Origin of the sequence: Actinomyces sp. HMT897 (assembly GCF_016626125.1) — a bacterium.
Classification (GTDB): Bacteria; Actinomycetota; Actinomycetes; order Actinomycetales; family Actinomycetaceae; genus Actinomyces.
The window spans coordinates 571,414-587,413 of the sequence record NZ_CP067336.1 but is presented as its reverse complement, the minus strand read 5'-3'; the positions used below and the strand labels follow the sequence as shown (position 1 = coordinate 587,413).

Here is a 16,000-nt window from a genome sequence, read left to right as displayed (position 1 = left end):
ATGGCCTCCACCGCCGACCTGGCCGGCCAGGCCCTGACCGAGGCCGTCTCACGCCTGTCCGGCTCACCACGCCAGGGCCAGGCCACCATGGTCGAGCGCGTGGCCGCCACCATCGAGGACGGCGGGCACCTCCTGGTCCAGGCCGGCACCGGGACCGGCAAGTCCCTGGGCTACCTCCTGCCGGCCATGGTCCACGCCGTACAGGGCGGGGAACGCACGCTCGTCTCCACCGCCACCCTCGCCCTCCAGCGTCAGGTCATGACCAAGGACGCGCCCCTGGCGGCCGACGCCGTCGAGGCGGTCACCGGGACCCGGCCCAGCGTGGCCCTGCTCAAGGGCTGGCGGAACTACGTCTGCCGCCACCGCCTGGCCGGCGGCTACCCCCCGGAGGACGAGGACGCGCTCTTCGGCCCCGCCCACGCCGCCCGCTCCCACGTGGGCGGGGCCGGTAGCACCACCCTGGGCGAGCAGGTGGTCCGCCTGCGCCAGTGGGCGGCGACCACCACCACCGGGGACCGCGACGACCTGGTCCCCGGCGTGTCCGACCGGGCCTGGGACCAGGTCAGCGTCTCACGGGACGAGTGCCTGGGCCCCTCCTGCCCCCTGCGGGACGAGTGCTTCCCGCAGGCCGCCCGCGCCGCCGCGGCCCAGGCCGACGTCGTGGTGACCAACCACGCCATGCTCGGCGTGGCCGTGGCCGGCAACAGCGGCCTCCTGCCCGACCACCAGGTCCTGGTGGTGGACGAGGCCCACGAGCTCGCCGACCGGGTCCGCTCCCAGGACACCGTCAGCCTGTCCGCCGCCGCCGTGGCCCGTGTGGCTGCCACGGTGCGCAGGCACGCCCACGCCGTGGTCACCGAGCTGGAGACCGCCGGGCAGGGGCTCGCCCTGGCGCTCGCGGACCTGCCCGACGCCCGCCTGCCCGCCAGCCTGCCACCGGCCCTGGGTGAGGCCCTGACCCTCCTGGAGGCCGCCGCCCGCCGCCTGGCCGCCGACGTGCGCGAGCAGGCCAGGGGGGCGGGCAGGGGGAGCGAGGACGCCGGGGGGCTGGCCCTGGCCCGCACCGCGGTAGCCGACCTGGTTGAGGCCCTCGGGCGCATGACCGGCGACTCCGTGGCCCGGCACCGTGACGTGGCCTGGGTCGAGCGGCCCCGGATGGGCTCCGACCCGCCCCGCCTGGTCCTGGCGCCCATTGACGTGGCCGCCCCGGTGGCCGACACCCTCCTGAGCGGCACCGCCGCGGTCCTGACCTCCGCCACCCTGGCCCTGGGTGGCAGCTTCGACCCCATGGCCCGCACCCTGGGCCTGACCCTGTCCGAGGATCCCTGGGAGGGCCTGGACGTGGGCACCCCCTTTGACTACTCACGCCAGGGCATCCTCTACACGCCCACCCACCTGCCCCGGCCCGCGGCGGGTATCTCCGAGGCCGCCCTGGACGAGATCCTGGCCCTGACCGAGGCCTCGGGCGGGGGCGTGCTCGGCCTGTTCTCCTCACGTCGCGCCGCCCAGGAGGCCGCTGAGGTCCTGCGTGGCGCCACCGACCTGACCGTCTACGCCCAGGGGGAGGACCAGCTGCCCACCCTGGTGGAGGCCTTCACCCGTGAGGAGGACTCCTGCCTGGTGGGCAGCCTGAGCCTGTGGCAGGGGGTGGACGTGCCCGGGCACACCTGCAGGCTGGTCATTATCGACCGTATCCCCTTCCCCCGACCCGACGACCCGGTGGCCCAGGCACGCATTGAGGCGGTCACCGCCGCGGGCGGCAACGGCTTTATGAGCGTGGCCGCCACCCACGCCGCCCTCCTCCTGGCCCAGGGGGCCGGCCGCCTCGTACGCCGGGCCGGTGACCGCGGCGTCGTGGCCGTCCTCGACCCGCGCCTGAGGACCGCCCGCTACGGGGCCTTCCTGGCCCGGTCCATGCCGCCCCTGTGGCCCACCAGGGACCGCGCCACCGTCCTGGGGGCCCTGGAGCGCCTGGCCGCCAGCCGCAGGAACCCATAGCCGCCAGGCCCCGGGACCACTGGCTGCCAGGAACCGGGGCGCCAGCTGGTAGGCCCCGGGGCGCCAGCTGGTAGGCCCCGGGGCACTAACCACCAGGCCCCGGGGCGCCAGCTGGTAGGCCCCGGGGCACTGGCAGTGCGGTGGTACTGGCCGGGCGGGTGGCTGCCTCAGCCGTCAGGCGCGCCGACGTCGTCGTGCGCGGACCAGCATGATCCCGCCCACCAGCAGGACCGCGGCGGCCAGGCCTGGCCACACCACGGCCCCGGTGCGCGACAGGCCGTGCCGGGAGCCGGTGCCCTGCGGCTCGGAGACCACCGGGGCGGTGCTCCCCGTGGGCAGCGTCCCCGTCCCGGGTGAGCCGGGGTCGGGCACGGTGGGGATACCCGGCTGGACGCCGGGCACCAGCTGGCCCCCGCCCGGGTTCTGCCCCTGGCTGGGGTAGGTCAGTCCGAAGCCCCGGGCCTGGAGGGTGCCGCCGCCCTGCGCCGTCGGCACGTTCACCGGCAGGACCCCTACCGGGGCCTGGCCGGCGATGACCTTCGCGGCGGCGGTCAGGGAGACCTGCCGGTTGGAGTAGAGGTTGAGGACCGCCACGCCGTTGGTGGGGGAGGGGGTGGTGGTGACCGAGCAGCCCGCGGGCAGCAGGCACTGGCCGGTGCTGCCCGAGGCCGGGGCCACCGTGCCCGCCACCGCGACGTCGTAGGGGTTGCGGGTGGACAGGATGGTCACCGGCTTGCCGGTGGCGACCATGCGCGCCACCAGGTCGGCCTGGGTGGAGCCTGCGGCCATGGAGTAGGTCGTCAGGACGATGGCGTCGGCGTTCTCGGCCTGGGCCAGGGCCTCGTCCACCTCGGCGGCCGTGGGGTCGGGGGAGTCGCCCGAGGTCTCCACCCGGTTGACGGTGAACCCCAGGTCGGTCAGCGGCTGCGTCAGCAGCTCCGGGTTCCCCCAGGAGGAGCCGGTGAGCAGGAGTCGGGGGGTGCGCGTGGGGGACAGGGGCAGCACGGAGTCGGCGTCGTTGCGGACCATGGTCACCGACTGCTGGGCGATCCTGGCAGCCGTCTCCTGGTGCGCGGCCGAGCCCACCACGGAGGCGATGGTCTGGGCGGAGGTGGGGGAGGCGTCCAGGACCCCGCGCCGCGCCTTCCACTCCAGGATGCGCGTCACGGAGGCGTCCAGCCGCTCGGCGGTGATCGTCCCGTCGGCCAGGGCCGCCTTCATGGCCGAGGTCACGGCGGGCACGTCGTAGGTGTTGAGCAGCACGTCGCTGCCCGCAAGGAAGGACTGCACGGCCACCCGACCGCGCACCGGGGCGAGGAAGGCCTTGAGGGCGGCCGAGGCGGCCGTGTACTGGTCGGCGGCGGTGGGGTCCTTGGCGGCAGCGTCCTTCTTAGCGTCCTGGTCGGCCTTGAGCCTGGCGTACTCCTCCTTCTCCTGGTCCGACATGACCGAGAGCTGGACACCCTCCATGTCCATGGCGTCGGTGGTGATCAGGCCGGTGAAGCCCATCTCCTCGCGCAGCAGGTCGGTGAGGACCGCCTTGGACGTGGTGGCCGGGTGGGCGGGGTCAATGGCCTCCACCACGATGTGGGCGGTCATGATCATGTCCACCCCGCCCTTGACCGCGGCCCGGAAGGGGGCCAGGTGGGTGTCCAGGGTGGCCCGGTCGTAGCTGACCGTGGGCAGGCCCAGGTGGGAGTCGGTCTGGGTGTCACCGTGCCCAGGGAAGTACTTGGCGGTGGCGGAGACCCCCTCGGACTGGAGCCCCTCGATCTGGGCGGCGCCCAGGGAGGCGACCGCCTCGGGGTCGTCCCCCAGTGAGCGGACCCCGATGACCGGGTTGGCGGCGTTGGTGTTGACGTCCAGGACCGGGGCGAAGTCGACGTTGATCCCCATGGCGGCGAGCTCGGACCCCAGGGCCTGGCCCTGGGCGCGGGCGAGCTCGGTGGACCCGGTGGCCCCCAGGGCCATGTTCCCGGGCACGTCGGTGCCCGAGGTCCGTACCCGGGCCACCAGCCCGCCCTCCTGGTCGATGGTGATGGCCAGGGGGATCTTGGGCCCGCTGGTACGTGCCGCCTCCTGGAGGCCGTCGGACAGGGCGGCCACCTGCCCGGGGTCGGTGGGGGTGGTGACGTTGTGCGCCCAGTTGAAGTACAGGACCCCGCCGAGGTGGAAGGTGCTCACGGCCTGGGCGGGGGTGCGCACGCCGGGTCCGAACACGTCCTCGTTCTTGTCGGCGTAGGTCTCGTCCTGCGCCGAGGAGCCGTAGACGTGGGTCCACAGGACCTGGCCGATCTTCTCGTCCTGGCTCATGGTGGCCAGCAGGGCCTGGGCCCGGGCCGCTGGGTCGGTCTCGACCCCCGGTGCCGGGGCGGCGGTAACCGGCGCGCCGGTGAGCACGCCCAGCAGGAGGGCGATAATACTCAGTCGCGCCAGGACAGGGGGGAGACGGCGCATGGTGACTCCTGTGTCATGGGGTGGTTGGTGGCGGCCTCTCGGCGCGGGGGCCGGGTGGCCGCCAGGAGCTGACAGGTACCAGGGTAGTCGTTCAAACAGCCGATGGTCAGGGCAACTACCTGGTAGAAGGCTAGTACGACGCGCCCGGTAGCCGGAAAGTCCCCCATATAGGGGTACCTCAGCGACTAGTCTGGGAGGCGGACCGGCCAGCGTCCGCTCATCCCCACCCGTATGTGAAGGAGAACCCGTGTCCAACACCAACACCGCCCAAGGCTCCTACCCCACCGCCAAGGCCTCCGGCCGCCCCTCCAAGGTCGCCATTATCGGCGCCGGAGCGGTGGGTTCCACCCTGGCCTACGCCTGCGTCACCAAGGGTGTCGCCCGCGAGGTCGTCCTCCAGGACATCGCCAAGGAGAAGGTCGAGGCCGAGGCCCTCGACATCGCCCAGGGTATCCAGTTCACCTCCGCCGGCTCCGTGTCCGGCTCCACCGACCCCGAGATCTGCCGCGACGCCGACGTCATCGCCATTACCGCCGGCGCCAAGCAGAAGCCGGGCCAGTCCCGTCTGGAGCTGGCCGGGGCCACCGTGGGCATTATGGAGAAGATCCTGCCCAAGCTGGTCGAGGTCGCCCCCAACGCGATCTTCGTGCCGGTGGCCAACCCGGTGGACGTGGTGACCTACTGCGCCAAGAAGATCACCGGCCTGCCCGAGAACCAGATCTTCGGCTCCGGCACCGTCCTGGACACCGCCCGCATGCGCTACCTCATCTCCCTGGAGACCGGTACGGCCGTGCAGAACATCCACGGCTACATCACCGGTGAGCACGGCGACTCCGAGGTCCCGCTGTGGTCCTCCACCGAGATCGGCGGCGTGCCGATCACCCAGTGGGGCAAGACCCTCGACGGCGGTGAGTTCGACGAGGCCAAGCGCGAGCGCATCGCCCACGACGTCGTGCGCTCCGCCTACCGCATTATCGAGGGCAAGGGCGTGACCAACTACGCCGTCGGCCTGGCGGTCCAGCGGATCATCGGTGCCGTCCTCAACGACGAGCAGCGGGTCCTGACCGTCTCCCCGCTGCTGGATGACTGGCACGGCATCTCCGACGTGTGCATGGCCGTCCCGACCATTATCGGCCGTAAGGGCGCCGGCCGCCGCCTGGAGCTGCCGCTGACCGACGACGAGCGCACCCGCCTGATCGCCTCGGCCGAGCGTCTGCGCGAGGTCGCCCGCGGCCTGGGCTACTGAGGCCAGGCCGGCACGCCGCCTGCCGGGTGCGCAGGCGCTGCCGCGCGGGTGCACCGCGACGCACCGGGGTGGGGCCGGGGTCCTTAAGTGCGAGGGCCCCGGCCCCACCCGTGTCTCCTGGGCCGCCCGGCCCGGGACGGTCCCCGCGCCACCGGCCCCACCGCTCTCGGCCCCGCCGTGCTTGTCCCGGGCCCCGCCGCTCCTGGCCCCGAGCACGATCCGCCGGGAGCGGTCCGGTGCCGTGCACTCGCGGGCCGGCTGCCAGGTTCGTCAGGAGCCCACGGCAGCCGCCCGGCCCGGCGTCAGGGCACCGGGCCGCTGGGTCGGGGGCTACAGGGCCCGCAGGACCGTGACGACCTTGCCCATGATCGTGGCCTCGTCGCCCGGGATGGGGGCGTAGTCGGGGTTACGGGGCAGGAGCCACTGGTGGCCGTCACGCCGGGAGAGGACCTTGACCGTGGCGCTGTGGCCGTCCACGTCCTGGAGCAGGGCGGCCACGACCTCCCCGCTGGCGGCGTCGGGCTGGGAGCGGACCACCACCCAGTCCCCGTCGCAGATGGCGGCCTCGATCATGGAGTCTCCGTGCACCTGGAGCATGAACAGCTCCCCGTCCCCCGTCAGGCGGCGGGGGAGGGCCACGACGTCCTCCACCTCCTGCATGGCCAGGATGGGGCTGCCCGCGGCGATCCGCCCCACCAGGGGGACCGCCACGGCCTCGTCCTGCCCGACGCCGGGCAGGGAGGGCAGGGGCACGACCGGGGCGAGCGGGCGCCGGGTGGTGGGCGGGGCGGGCTGGCGGGCGTCCGGCTCAGGGACCACGACCTCCAGGGCGCGAGGACGCTTGGGGTCACGGTGGACCAGGCCCAGCCGCTCGAGCTTGTCCAGCTGGTGCTTGACCGAGGAGGGGCTGGTCAGCCCCACCTCCGCGCCGATCTCACGCAGCGAGGGCGGGTAGCCGCGGGCGACGACGGCGTCGCGCACGCACTCGTAGACGGCACAGGCGCGGGCGTCGAGGTCGTCCACGACCCGCGCCACGCGGGGATCCGTGGGGTCCAGGGTGCTGCTGGTCATCGCCGTGCCCTCCATGCTCCGCTCCCGGGGTGGGTCCCTGAGGGCTGCTGGTCGTCTCGGTGGTTCGTGGTGGCCTGTACCCCTCCAGCCTACGGCTCCGCACCGCGACCTTCAAACACGTGTTCGAGTGCTGCTGGACGTGTCGTCCGCCAGGCGCTATGGTGTCGAACAAGTGTTCGTCGAACATGTGTTCTAGGAGGTTCTCGTGAGCGCCCTCGCCCTTCCCCCGGCCCCCACGCTGCGGCTGGTCCCCGCGCCCGACGCCGGCCGGAGCCCGGGGCGGGCCTGCCTGCGCGCGGTCACCTCCGAGCCGCCGCCCTGGGAACTGCCTGCCATACGGGGGACCGGGGCCGGGCGCCGTCCTGTGACGCCCCGGACCTCGGGCGCCCCGCGACGGGGCTCCCGGGGCGGACGAGGGCCCCTCACCCCCACGCCCACCCGGCTGGCCGAGCTCGCTGAGCTGTCACCTACCCACCCCGCGGTACGGGCCCGTCGGCGCGGGGACGCACCGGGTGCCGGGTACCAGGGGGCTGGCGGGGACGGTGCGGGCCGCCCCCTGCCCGGCGGGGAGGGGCCCGTCACCGACCTGGCGAAGAGTCCCGGGCCCGGCCATCCCCTGCCCGGCGGGGAGCCTGTGGCCCACCCCGCGGCAGGCGGGGCGGGCGCACCGGGCCCGGGCGGTACCCGCTGCGCGGCGGCCGGGCTCCTGCGTCGCCTCAGGGGGCGTCTCAGAGGGCTCGTGGTGGCCGGGGTGGTGCTGGCCCTGCTGGTGGCGGGGGCCGTACTCGCCTCCGGTCCGTCCGGGGGTGGGCAGGAGACGGGGGCGACCACCACCGTGACCGTGTCCGCAGGACAGACCCTGTGGGACATTGCGGCGGCCACCGGACGCGGCGACGTCATGGAGACGGCAGCGCTCATTGTGGAGCTCAACCACCTCTCCGGCACCACGCTGCGGCCCGGGCAGCGCCTTATCGTCCCCCGGGGCTGAGCCCGGGGCCGGGGTCCTGGGTGACCGGGGCCGGGTGACCTGCCGCTGGTGCCGGGTCCTGGGTGACCGGGGCCGGGAGGTCAGAGGCCGCTCCAGCAGGCTCATAGCGCGGGTGACCACCGGGGCCGGGTCCTGGGTGCCCGGGGCCGGGTGCCCGGGTAGCTGGGTCCGTGCCTCCGGGACGGCATTCAGGTACCTTGAGAGCTCTTACTCGACGTCTTCCGGCGTTTCACCCTTGCTCTTCGGGCGCTCCCCGCATAGGCTCGCCTCACATTTCTCTCTCAGGTATGTGATCTACTCGGAGGGACCCCGTGCACTGCCCCTTCTGCCGCTATGACGGCTCCCGTGTGGTGGACTCCCGTACCTCGGAGGACGGCCTGTCCATCCGGCGTCGGCGTGAGTGCCCCCGCTGCGGGCGCCGGTTCACCACCACCGAGACCGCCAGCCTCTCGGTGCGCAAGCGCTCGGGCGTGGTCGAGCCCTTTAGCCGGGACAAGGTCATTGTGGGGGTGCGCCGGGCCTGCCAGGGCCGCCCGGTCACCGACGACCAGCTCGCGGTCCTGGCCCACAAGGTGGAGGAGACGGTTCGCGCCAACGGCCAGGCCCTGGTCGACTCCCACGACATCGGCCTGGCCATCCTGGGGCCCCTGCGGGACCTGGACGAGGTCGCCTACCTGCGGTTCGCCTCCGTCTACTCCAACTTCAACACCCTGGAGGACTTTGAGCGGGCGATTGCCGAGCTGCGCGACGTCCACACCTCCCCGCACGCCGCCCCCGCCCCCAGGCCCCGGTCCACCTCCTCCCGCGGACGGTAGACGCCTAAGAGCCAGCCACCGGCTGCGGTGCTACTCCATCACCCCCATCACTATTACGCCGGTTATGCTGGCCCCCGGCCGCGGGGTGTACTGGGTGCGGGTGCGCGTCGGTGGAGGGGGCTGACCCCCTGCGGGGCCCGGGGGTAGTACGTGCGCCGCAGCTCCGGGGCCGCCCGGGAGCGCTGGCCCCCTGCGGGGCCCGGGGCCGGTGCGGGATCCAGGCCCTGGTGGCGCGGTACACCGAGAGGAAGTGCTCGAGGCAGTGGTGACGGCCCGGGCCGTGGCGGCGTGGTGCGCCAGCCCAGTCCGCGGGCTCAGAGACCGTGACCGCGGACGCGCTCGCGGTCTCGGCAGGCGCCACCCGGCCCGCGGAGTCAGAGGTCAGGTGCCCCAGGGGGCCAGGGGCGTGTAGCGGTGTGCGTGGTGGAGCCCCATGCCGAGCCGCTCATAGCACGCTATGGCGCCCAGGTTGTCGGCCTCCACCTCCAGCGCCAGGTGCCGGGCCCCCAGGTGCCGCGCCTGGTGGGCCAGGTGCCGGATCATGTGTGAGGCGGTGCCACGACGTCGGCTGCGAGGGGCGACCCACACCCCGTCGAGGACCGCGACGTCATTGACACCGGTCACGGCCAGCCTGGCCACGCCCACGACCTCGCCGCCCTGGCTTACTGTGGCGAAGACCTGCCCCGGGGCGCACAGCAGCAGGGCCCGGGCGCGGGCGACGTCGTCAGGCGTCCCCATGCCGCGGGCAGCCGTACGCTCCAAAAGCACCCGGGGGAGCCGGGAGCCCAGGTGCAGCCTTGGTCCCTGCCGGCCCGGCCCCCTGGGGCCTGCCTCCCAGGGGGCCGGGCTCACGGGCGACGAACAGGGTGAGCTCGTCGTGCTGGGGCTCGTCTCCCAGAGGGCCGGGGCCCGGGTGGGGGAGGGAGCAGGGGACGGCGTCTCCTGGGGCTGGTCAGGGCGCTGTGCCCCGGTAGCCTGACCCGCGGCCGGGAACTGGGCCAGGTCGCAGGTCATAATGAGCACGGCGCCTCTGTCCGGGCCCTGCGGCAGGGGGCAGCGCGTCATGGCCAACGGGGCCTGGGCGGGGGCGCGCCGGGCGTACCACGAGGTGGCCAGGGCGGTGCTGCGGGGCAGGGTCGGGCCCAGGACCAGCAGCGAGTTGGCCCGCTTGGTCATCTGGTGGTGCCAGCGCAGGACGCAGCCGGGGAGGTCGGCGTGGGCCAGGAGGGTGGTAGGCCGCCATGCGGCCAGTAGCGCCACCTCCAGACGGGCGACGTCGTCACCAGCCTGGTCCAGCAGCGCCTGCACGGTAGTGGGCAGCCACCCGTCAGGCGTCGGGGTGCTCACCGGGCGTCAATGGCCTCGACGAGGCTGTCCACCAGGCTCGGCCAGGTCCACTGCCGGAGCATGAGGTCACGTCCCGCCCGGCCCATGCGCTGGCGCAGGTCGGCGTCACGCAGCTGGGTGACCAGGGCGTCCACGAGCGCGTCCGGGTCGCGCCCGTCCACCACGGTACCCGTCTGCCCCTCGACGACGGTCTCCGGGGCGCCGCCGCTGTCCCCGGCGACCACGGGCAGGCCGGTGGCGGAGGCCTCCAGGAAGACGATCCCCAGGCCCTCCACGTCCATGCCCAGGTTGCGGGTGCGGCAGGGCATGGCGAACACGTCCCCCAGGGCCACGTGCCCCGGCAGCTCCTCGCCGGGTACCGCGCCCGTCAGCACGATGGAGTCGCGTACGGGGCAGCGGCGTCTCATGAGCGCCAGCTCCCGGGCGTAGGGGCCCCAGCCGACAATGACGAGCCGGGCACCGGGCACCGCCTCGACCACCCGGGGCCAGGCCGCGATGAGAGCGTCCTGCCCCTTGCGGGCCACCAGGCGTGAGACGCACACCACCGTGGGGGCGTCCCCGATGCGGTAACGACGGCGCAGGCGGGCCCGGGCGTGCGGGTCGGGGTGGAAGCGGTCGGTGTCGATGCCGCTGGGCAGGCGCAGGGTCGTGGTGCCCGGGGGGATGTGGGGGGCCAGCCGCTCCAGGGTGTACTGGGAGATGTAGGTCACGACGTCGGCGTCGGCGAAGATCCGGCGCAGCGCCTGGCGGGGGCCCGGCCACAGCCCCCAGCCCACCTCGTGGCCGTGGGTCGTGGCGATGACGCGGGTGGCCCCGGCCCTCCTGGCGGCGCCGCCCAGCAGGCCCAGGGGGGCGGCGGCCCCGAACCACACCGTCTCCACGCCCCGCTCCCTGATGGTCTGGCGCATCCTGTCGCGTACGTCCGGGGTGGGCAGGAGCATGTGCGTGGGCATGCGCACCACCTCGAAGGGCAGGGTGGCGTCGTGCTCCGCGGCGGCCTGGGGGCCCTGCGGCGGGGTGGAGGCCAGGACCACGAGATCCTGGCCGGGGAGGCGGCGCGTGTAGTCGTCCAGGTAGGACTGGATGCCGCCCACGACCGGGGGGAAGTCATTGGTGACGAGCAGGGTGGTGCGCATGGTCCGAGTCTACGGAGGAGCGCGGCCGCGGTAGTGCCCGGTGTGCCCGAGCGCCTGTACCCCGGTGGGGTGCGGTGGGTCGGTACCCGAGCCCGCGCCTGAGTGCGGGCAGCGGGTGCACCCCGGATGCGGTGCGTCGGTGGGTGCGGGTGTGGCGGGGTTGGCCGCTGGTGTGCTGCCTCGTTCCTCTCGCGAGAACGGTACTTATTCGTCGTGAGAACGGTACTTGTTCGTCGTGAGAACGGTACTTATTGCCTGCGGGGGCGGCCGCCGGTCCCGGACCCAGCTGTCTCCCGGGCGCGGCTGGGTCCCAGCAGGCCTTCGGTGCCGCGCTGGTCAACTGGCTGGGACGAGCTGTCCCGCGTGCGTGTCAGACGAGGTGGGGCCTAGGTCTAGGTGCCGTCTAGAATCATGGGGTCTGATAGCCGTTATCCCTGGGAGTCTCAATGAGCAACGTCGTCCCCACGTGGGAGGGGTTTCTGGTCCCGGCCTTGCGGGTCCTGTCTGACGGCGGAGTCTGGCCGGTTCGTGAGCTACGCCAGCGCGCCCGGCAGGACATGGGGCTTACCGAGGACCAGTGCGCCGTGCGGATTCCCTCCGGTGAGCCTATGTGGACCAACCGCCTGGGGTGGGCGCTGTCCTACCTGTCCCACGCCGGTGCGGTCGAGCACCCTGCCCGGGGCAGATACGTCATGACACAGACCGGGCAGGCACTGCTCCGGCACCACCCCGAGGCCTTGACCACGTCCGACCTGGAGGCCCTGCCCGGATACAGCTGGCCGGATCCGGGCAGGAAGGGCTCTTCGACGCAGCAGCGTGCGACTCTGGGAGACACCCTGGTCGATCCCACCGAGCAGGTCTACGACGGCGTCAGGCGTCTGAATGATTCCGTGGCCCAGGATCTGCTGGAGCGTCTTCATACGCAGGGTCCTGTCTTCTTTGAGCAGGCGGTGCTCGACCTGCTCGTGGCCATGGGCTACGGCGGTACCCAGGGGGCCGTAACCCGTACCCGTCTATCCGGCGACGATGGCATTGACGGGATCATTGACCAGGACGCGCTGGGCCTCAGTCGCATATACGTCCAGGCCAAATGCTATGACCCGCGGGGCACAGTCAGCCGACCCGATGTCCAGGGATTTGCAGGGGCCCTCCAGGGCGCACAGGCCAGCCAGGGGGTCTTTATCACCACAGCCTCTTTTAGCGCTCGCGCCCGGGAGTACGCCGAGCGGGTCGCCAGCCGGATTGTCCTGATCGACGGCGCCCGGCTCGCCTCCCTTATGATCCGTTACGGCGTGGGGGTCCAGGTCCGGGACACAATCCGAATTGTCGAGGTTGACGAAGGCTTCTTTGAGTAAGGGGTACGGGGATGCTGGGACCAGGTTCGTGCGGCTCGTCAGGCTCTGCGGTCGTGGTGGGCGGCGCATCGGTGAGTGCGGGTGGTGCGGTGGGGCTGGCTGCTGGTGTGCTGCCTCGTCCCTCTCGTGAGAACGGTACTTGTTCGTCGTGAGAACGGTATTTGTTGCGTGTGGGGCCGGTGCTCGTTGTACGGGGCGTGGGTGCGGGGGTTGTCTAGTGTCCTTGTGTGTGTTCTGCGTGGTCGGTGAGGTGTGTTGTGGTGTCTACTAGGTTGAAGGTGTCAGACTGTTGGGTGGTTGTGACGGTGCCTTGGACGTCGTGCCAGGTTCCGTCCTGGGGGCGGTAGCGGGCGGTCCAGGTGGTGGTCAGGGTGAGGTGGACGCCGGTCTGGGGGTGGTGGTAGCGGTGGGTCAGGGTCTGGTGGGGCCAGGGGGCGCCGGGGCTGGTGGTGGTCGTGGTGGTGGCGTCCCCCCAGTCCCAGTGGTAGGAGGCGGGCGTGGCCTCCACCTCCACCGGGGTGCCGGCCACGGTGGTGGACAGGGAGCGGGTGGAGGGGTCGGTGTAGGCGATGAGGTCCATGTCCACCCGGGCCGTGGTACCAGGGGGCTGGCGGGTGATGCCCGACCCGTCCACCATCAGGGAGGCCACGTCCCTGGCCGAGACCACCACCGGCACCACTGCCGGGGCGGGCTCCTCGGGCTCCTCGGGCTCGTAGGGCCTGCAGAACAGGTGGTTGGGGTCCGGCGCGTAGGCCACGCACACCAGCGGGGTCTTGCCCGGCTTCGACACCGAGAACGACACCACCACGTCACCCGACGACCCACCAGACGAACCCGACCCAGAACCACCAGACCCACCCGAGCCCGGACCCGGATCCAGACGCTCATACTGATCACCGTACAAGGTGATCGTGCTGTCGCCCGGGGACGTTTCGGCATGGAAGTCTGATGACCTCTCGTCCGCATAAGTCGCAGGAGAGCAGATAAGAGTCAGAGGCAGACTCGTTAGCAGTAGATTGGTGCTGAGAAAACGTCTTGTCGTCATGGCTTAACAACCTCCACTCCTCCGACGGTCCACGTACCGTCATGATAACGCAGCGCCACGTGGAGCTTCTCCGTCTCCGCTGGCGTAGTCTTGGTGTCGGGACTGTTTCCCTCGCACGTCGTAATGTCCCCCATAAAGAGGGTGACGTCTACCTGGTGGTATTCGTATCCGGGGTTGAGGGGGTAGGCCTCGACCTTCTCGGCGGTCTGCTCCCAGGGGTCGGCCCAGCCCCCCTCCTGGTGCAGCCTGGTGGTCTTGTCAACAAGGTCGGCGCAGAACTTGCACCGCTGCTCGCTCATGGCCTCAAAGTCCTTGGTGTCACCGGTGACCGCCGCGTACCGGTAGAGACTGAAGAAGTACACGGCCGCGGCAGCTGCGGCCTCCAGGCTGTCCTCGCCCAGGTTCTCAGGCTTGTCCGGCGGTGGTGTGGCCAGGGCCGCATCACGCCTGGCCACCAGGTCCGGCCCCAGGGCCGCGTCACGACTGGCCCGCGCACTGGCCGACGCCGAGGCCGCCGCCGCCATCGCACTGGCACCCACCTCATAGGGATCCACACTCGGCGACGCACCAGAGACGCCACCACCGGAGCACCCCGCCAGGACGGACACCATGACCACCGCCAGGGCAGGCACCCACGACCCGGACCGCACCATCGCGACCCCCCTCACACACCCAGGAACAAGAGCAGGACAAGGGGGCGGGCCCGGCGGCACCAGCGCCACCACGACCAACCCCACCGCCAACCAGACGACACACACCACCATAACACCACCACCCAACCCATGCACACACACCACAACCACCCAGCAACCCGACACCCAGGCAGCCCAGCACCCACACCCCCAAACCAGGACCCACGTCCCACACCCACCCAACCGACCCGGGAGCAGGGGGAGGACGGTGACGGCCACACCCTGGCCGAACCACCCACCCAGCCAGACCCCTCAGGACACACCCAGACAAGCACGCCACCAGCCACACCCCAGGCAGCAACCCGGCACCCGTTCTCACGACAAACAAGTACCGTTCTCACGACAAACAAGTACCGTTCTCGCGGAAGGACGGAGGGGACAGACGGGAGGACGCGGGCACCCCGCCCGCAGCACCACCCCCGTTTCCTTGCGCAAATCTGAGTGGGTTATGTGGATCTCTGAGTAATTTCTCGGTTGCTCGTCGTCCCGGCTCTGGCGCGTGTCCAAATCTGAGGATCAGAACGAGGAGCACCCTCAACTGCAGCAGGATCCGGGTCTCTGACCTGCGTGGACATTAAGTGCACAAAGGTGAGAGAGGGGTGGGTCCGGTTCTGATCCTCAGATTGTGACAAGTCGGGCGCCCGGTACGGTCTTGGTCGCGCATAATCCCTCCGGCACCCGTCCGCCACCAGGGGCGGTGGTCCCGTATTGGGCCCAACGGGCCCAGCCTGTACGGCGTGCCCGCCACGAGTCGTACCGGCTCCTGCAGATCTCATGAGTCCCTGCAGGAGGCGCCTGCGGGATCCGTGGGATTATTCCGATCCCCCGGGGACCGCTGGAGGAGGGACACGGCAACCAGTGCGACCTGCGGACCACGCCAACCGCCCGTCCCCACAAGCACTCCGTTCTCACGACGAACAAGTACCGTTCTCACGGCCAACAAGTACCGTTCTCGCGACGAATAAGTACCGTTCTCGCGGAAGGGCGGGAGTGGGGCGGGGGAGGGGAGGGGGCGGGGCGGGGTCAGTCCTCGTCGGAGCTGCGCAGGACCTCGGACAGGCGGCGGGCCGCGGCCATGACCACGGCGCCGTGGACCCGGCCGGGCTGGCGTCCCATCCGCTCAATGGGCCCGGAGATGGACACGGCGGCAATGACCTTGCCCCCCGTGGCCCGCACAGGTGCTGAGACGGAGGCCACCCCCGGCTCGCGCTCGCCCACGGACTGGGCCCAGCCGCGACGTCGGACGGTGGAGAGCATGGTGGCGTTGAAGCGCGCCCCCACCAGCCCCCGGTGCAGGCGGTCGGGCTCCTCCCAGGCCAGCAGGACCTGGGCGCCCGAGCCGCCGAGCATGGACATGGTGGCCCCTACCGGGATGGAGTCGCGCAGGCCGATGGGCCGCTCGGCGTTGGCCACGCAGACCCGCACGTCCCCCTGGCGCCGGTAGAGCTGGGCCGACTCGTGGGTCTTGTCCCGCAGGGCGGCCAGCACCGGGCCCGCGGCGGCCAGGAGGTGGTCCTCCCCGGCGGCGGAGGCGAGCTCGCTCAGGCGCGGCCCCAGGACGAACCGTCCCTGGGAGTCGCGTGCCACCAGGCGGTGGAACTCCAGTGCCACCGCGATGCGGTGGGCGGTGGGGCGGGCCAGGTGGGTAGCCGTGACGAGCTGGGCCAGGGTGGCCGGGCCCGCCTCCAGGGCGTTCATGACCAGGGCGGCCTTGTCGATGACGCCGACGCCGCTGCCGTTTTCCGAGTCGTTCATGGCCTCACTCCGTGCGTCCATAATCTGATACTGGCATCCCAAGGGATGAGATTTCAACTAGACTCCGCGTCAGATTCCAGGATCTGCGCGAATGC

The 16,000-nt window shown here is 71.9% G+C and carries 12 protein-coding genes; 5 read left to right on the top strand and 7 right to left on the bottom strand.

The features are described from left to right. A complete protein-coding gene (locus JJJ15_RS02415; protein WP_246742117.1) occupies positions 1-1,998 on the top strand; it encodes an ATP-dependent DNA helicase in 1,998 nt (665 codons plus the stop codon). Positions 1,999-2,172: 174 nt separating this feature from the next. On the opposite strand, the gene JJJ15_RS02410 is transcribed toward JJJ15_RS02415, so the two are convergent. Then, complete coding sequence (locus tag JJJ15_RS02410) at positions 2,173-4,455, bottom strand: glycoside hydrolase family 3 protein (protein WP_200511334.1); 2,283 nt, start codon at positions 4,453-4,455, stop codon at positions 2,173-2,175. Positions 4,456-4,702: 247 nt separating this feature from the next. On the opposite strand from JJJ15_RS02410, the gene JJJ15_RS02405 reads away from it, so the two are divergent. Continuing rightward, entirely contained in the window at positions 4,703-5,701 is a 999-nt protein-coding gene (locus JJJ15_RS02405) for an L-lactate dehydrogenase (RefSeq protein ID WP_200511333.1), read from the top strand. A gap of 330 nt (positions 5,702-6,031) precedes the next feature. On the opposite strand, the gene lexA is transcribed toward JJJ15_RS02405, so the two are convergent. Further along, positions 6,032-6,772, bottom strand: coding sequence for a transcriptional repressor LexA (lexA, locus tag JJJ15_RS02400; protein WP_246742116.1), 741 nt, complete (start codon positions 6,770-6,772; stop codon positions 6,032-6,034). A 205-nt stretch (positions 6,773-6,977) separates the two neighbouring features. On the opposite strand from lexA, the gene JJJ15_RS12820 reads away from it, so the two are divergent. Next, positions 6,978-7,760: a LysM peptidoglycan-binding domain-containing protein gene (locus tag JJJ15_RS12820; RefSeq protein ID WP_246742115.1), complete on the top strand. Its 783-nt coding sequence runs from the start codon at positions 6,978-6,980 to the stop codon at positions 7,758-7,760. A 311-nt stretch (positions 7,761-8,071) separates the two neighbouring features. Then, positions 8,072-8,575, top strand: coding sequence for a transcriptional regulator NrdR (nrdR, locus tag JJJ15_RS02390; RefSeq protein ID WP_200511331.1), 504 nt, complete (start codon positions 8,072-8,074; stop codon positions 8,573-8,575). 381 nt (positions 8,576-8,956) lie between these two features. Here nrdR and JJJ15_RS02385 read toward each other — a convergent pair whose 3' ends face one another. Next, positions 8,957-9,922: a GNAT family N-acetyltransferase gene (locus JJJ15_RS02385; protein ID WP_200511330.1), complete on the bottom strand. Its 966-nt coding sequence runs from the start codon at positions 9,920-9,922 to the stop codon at positions 8,957-8,959. Further along, complete coding sequence (locus tag JJJ15_RS02380) at positions 9,919-11,058, bottom strand: glycosyltransferase family 4 protein (RefSeq protein ID WP_200511329.1); 1,140 nt, start codon at positions 11,056-11,058, stop codon at positions 9,919-9,921. Before JJJ15_RS02380 ends, JJJ15_RS02385 begins: the two co-directional genes overlap by 4 nt. Positions 11,059-11,504: 446 nt before the next feature. Between JJJ15_RS02380 and JJJ15_RS02375 the strand changes: the two genes are divergently transcribed. Then, a complete protein-coding gene (locus tag JJJ15_RS02375) occupies positions 11,505-12,413 on the top strand; it encodes a restriction endonuclease (RefSeq protein ID WP_106109322.1) in 909 nt (302 codons plus the stop codon). Positions 12,414-12,627: 214 nt separating this feature from the next. Here JJJ15_RS02375 and JJJ15_RS02370 read toward each other — a convergent pair whose 3' ends face one another. The 3 genes from JJJ15_RS02370 to JJJ15_RS02360 all read right to left on the bottom strand — a co-directional run bounded on the left by JJJ15_RS02370 (position 12,628) and on the right by JJJ15_RS02360 (position 15,926). Further along, the gene (locus JJJ15_RS02370; protein WP_200511328.1) at positions 12,628-13,221 is read right to left on the bottom strand and encodes a zinc transporter; all 594 of its coding nucleotides are present in this window, start codon (positions 13,219-13,221) and stop codon (positions 12,628-12,630) included. Positions 13,222-13,454: 233 nt separating this feature from the next. Then, complete coding sequence (locus tag JJJ15_RS02365; RefSeq protein WP_210338796.1) at positions 13,455-14,111, bottom strand: DUF6318 family protein; 657 nt, start codon at positions 14,109-14,111, stop codon at positions 13,455-13,457. A 1,062-nt stretch (positions 14,112-15,173) separates the two neighbouring features. After that, the gene (locus JJJ15_RS02360) at positions 15,174-15,926 is read right to left on the bottom strand and encodes an IclR family transcriptional regulator (RefSeq protein WP_106109320.1); all 753 of its coding nucleotides are present in this window, start codon (positions 15,924-15,926) and stop codon (positions 15,174-15,176) included. Positions 15,927-16,000 lie beyond the last annotated feature (74 nt).

Coding starts and splice junctions, on each gene's coding strand:
- lexA (WP_246742116.1), bottom strand. CDS start 6,772: ATGACCAGCAGCACCCTGGACCCCACGGATCCCCGCGTGGCGCGGGTC.
- JJJ15_RS02415 (WP_246742117.1), top strand. CDS start 1: ATGGCCTCCACCGCCGACCTGGCCGGCCAGGCCCTGACCGAGGCCGTC.
- JJJ15_RS02360 (WP_106109320.1), bottom strand. CDS start 15,926: ATGGACGCACGGAGTGAGGCCATGAACGACTCGGAAAACGGCAGCGGC.
- JJJ15_RS02380 (WP_200511329.1), bottom strand. CDS start 11,058: ATGCGCACCACCCTGCTCGTCACCAATGACTTCCCCCCGGTCGTGGGC.
- JJJ15_RS02365 (WP_210338796.1), bottom strand. CDS start 14,111: ATGGTGCGGTCCGGGTCGTGGGTGCCTGCCCTGGCGGTGGTCATGGTG.
- JJJ15_RS02375 (WP_106109322.1), top strand. CDS start 11,505: ATGAGCAACGTCGTCCCCACGTGGGAGGGGTTTCTGGTCCCGGCCTTG.
- JJJ15_RS02410 (WP_200511334.1), bottom strand. CDS start 4,455: ATGCGCCGTCTCCCCCCTGTCCTGGCGCGACTGAGTATTATCGCCCTC.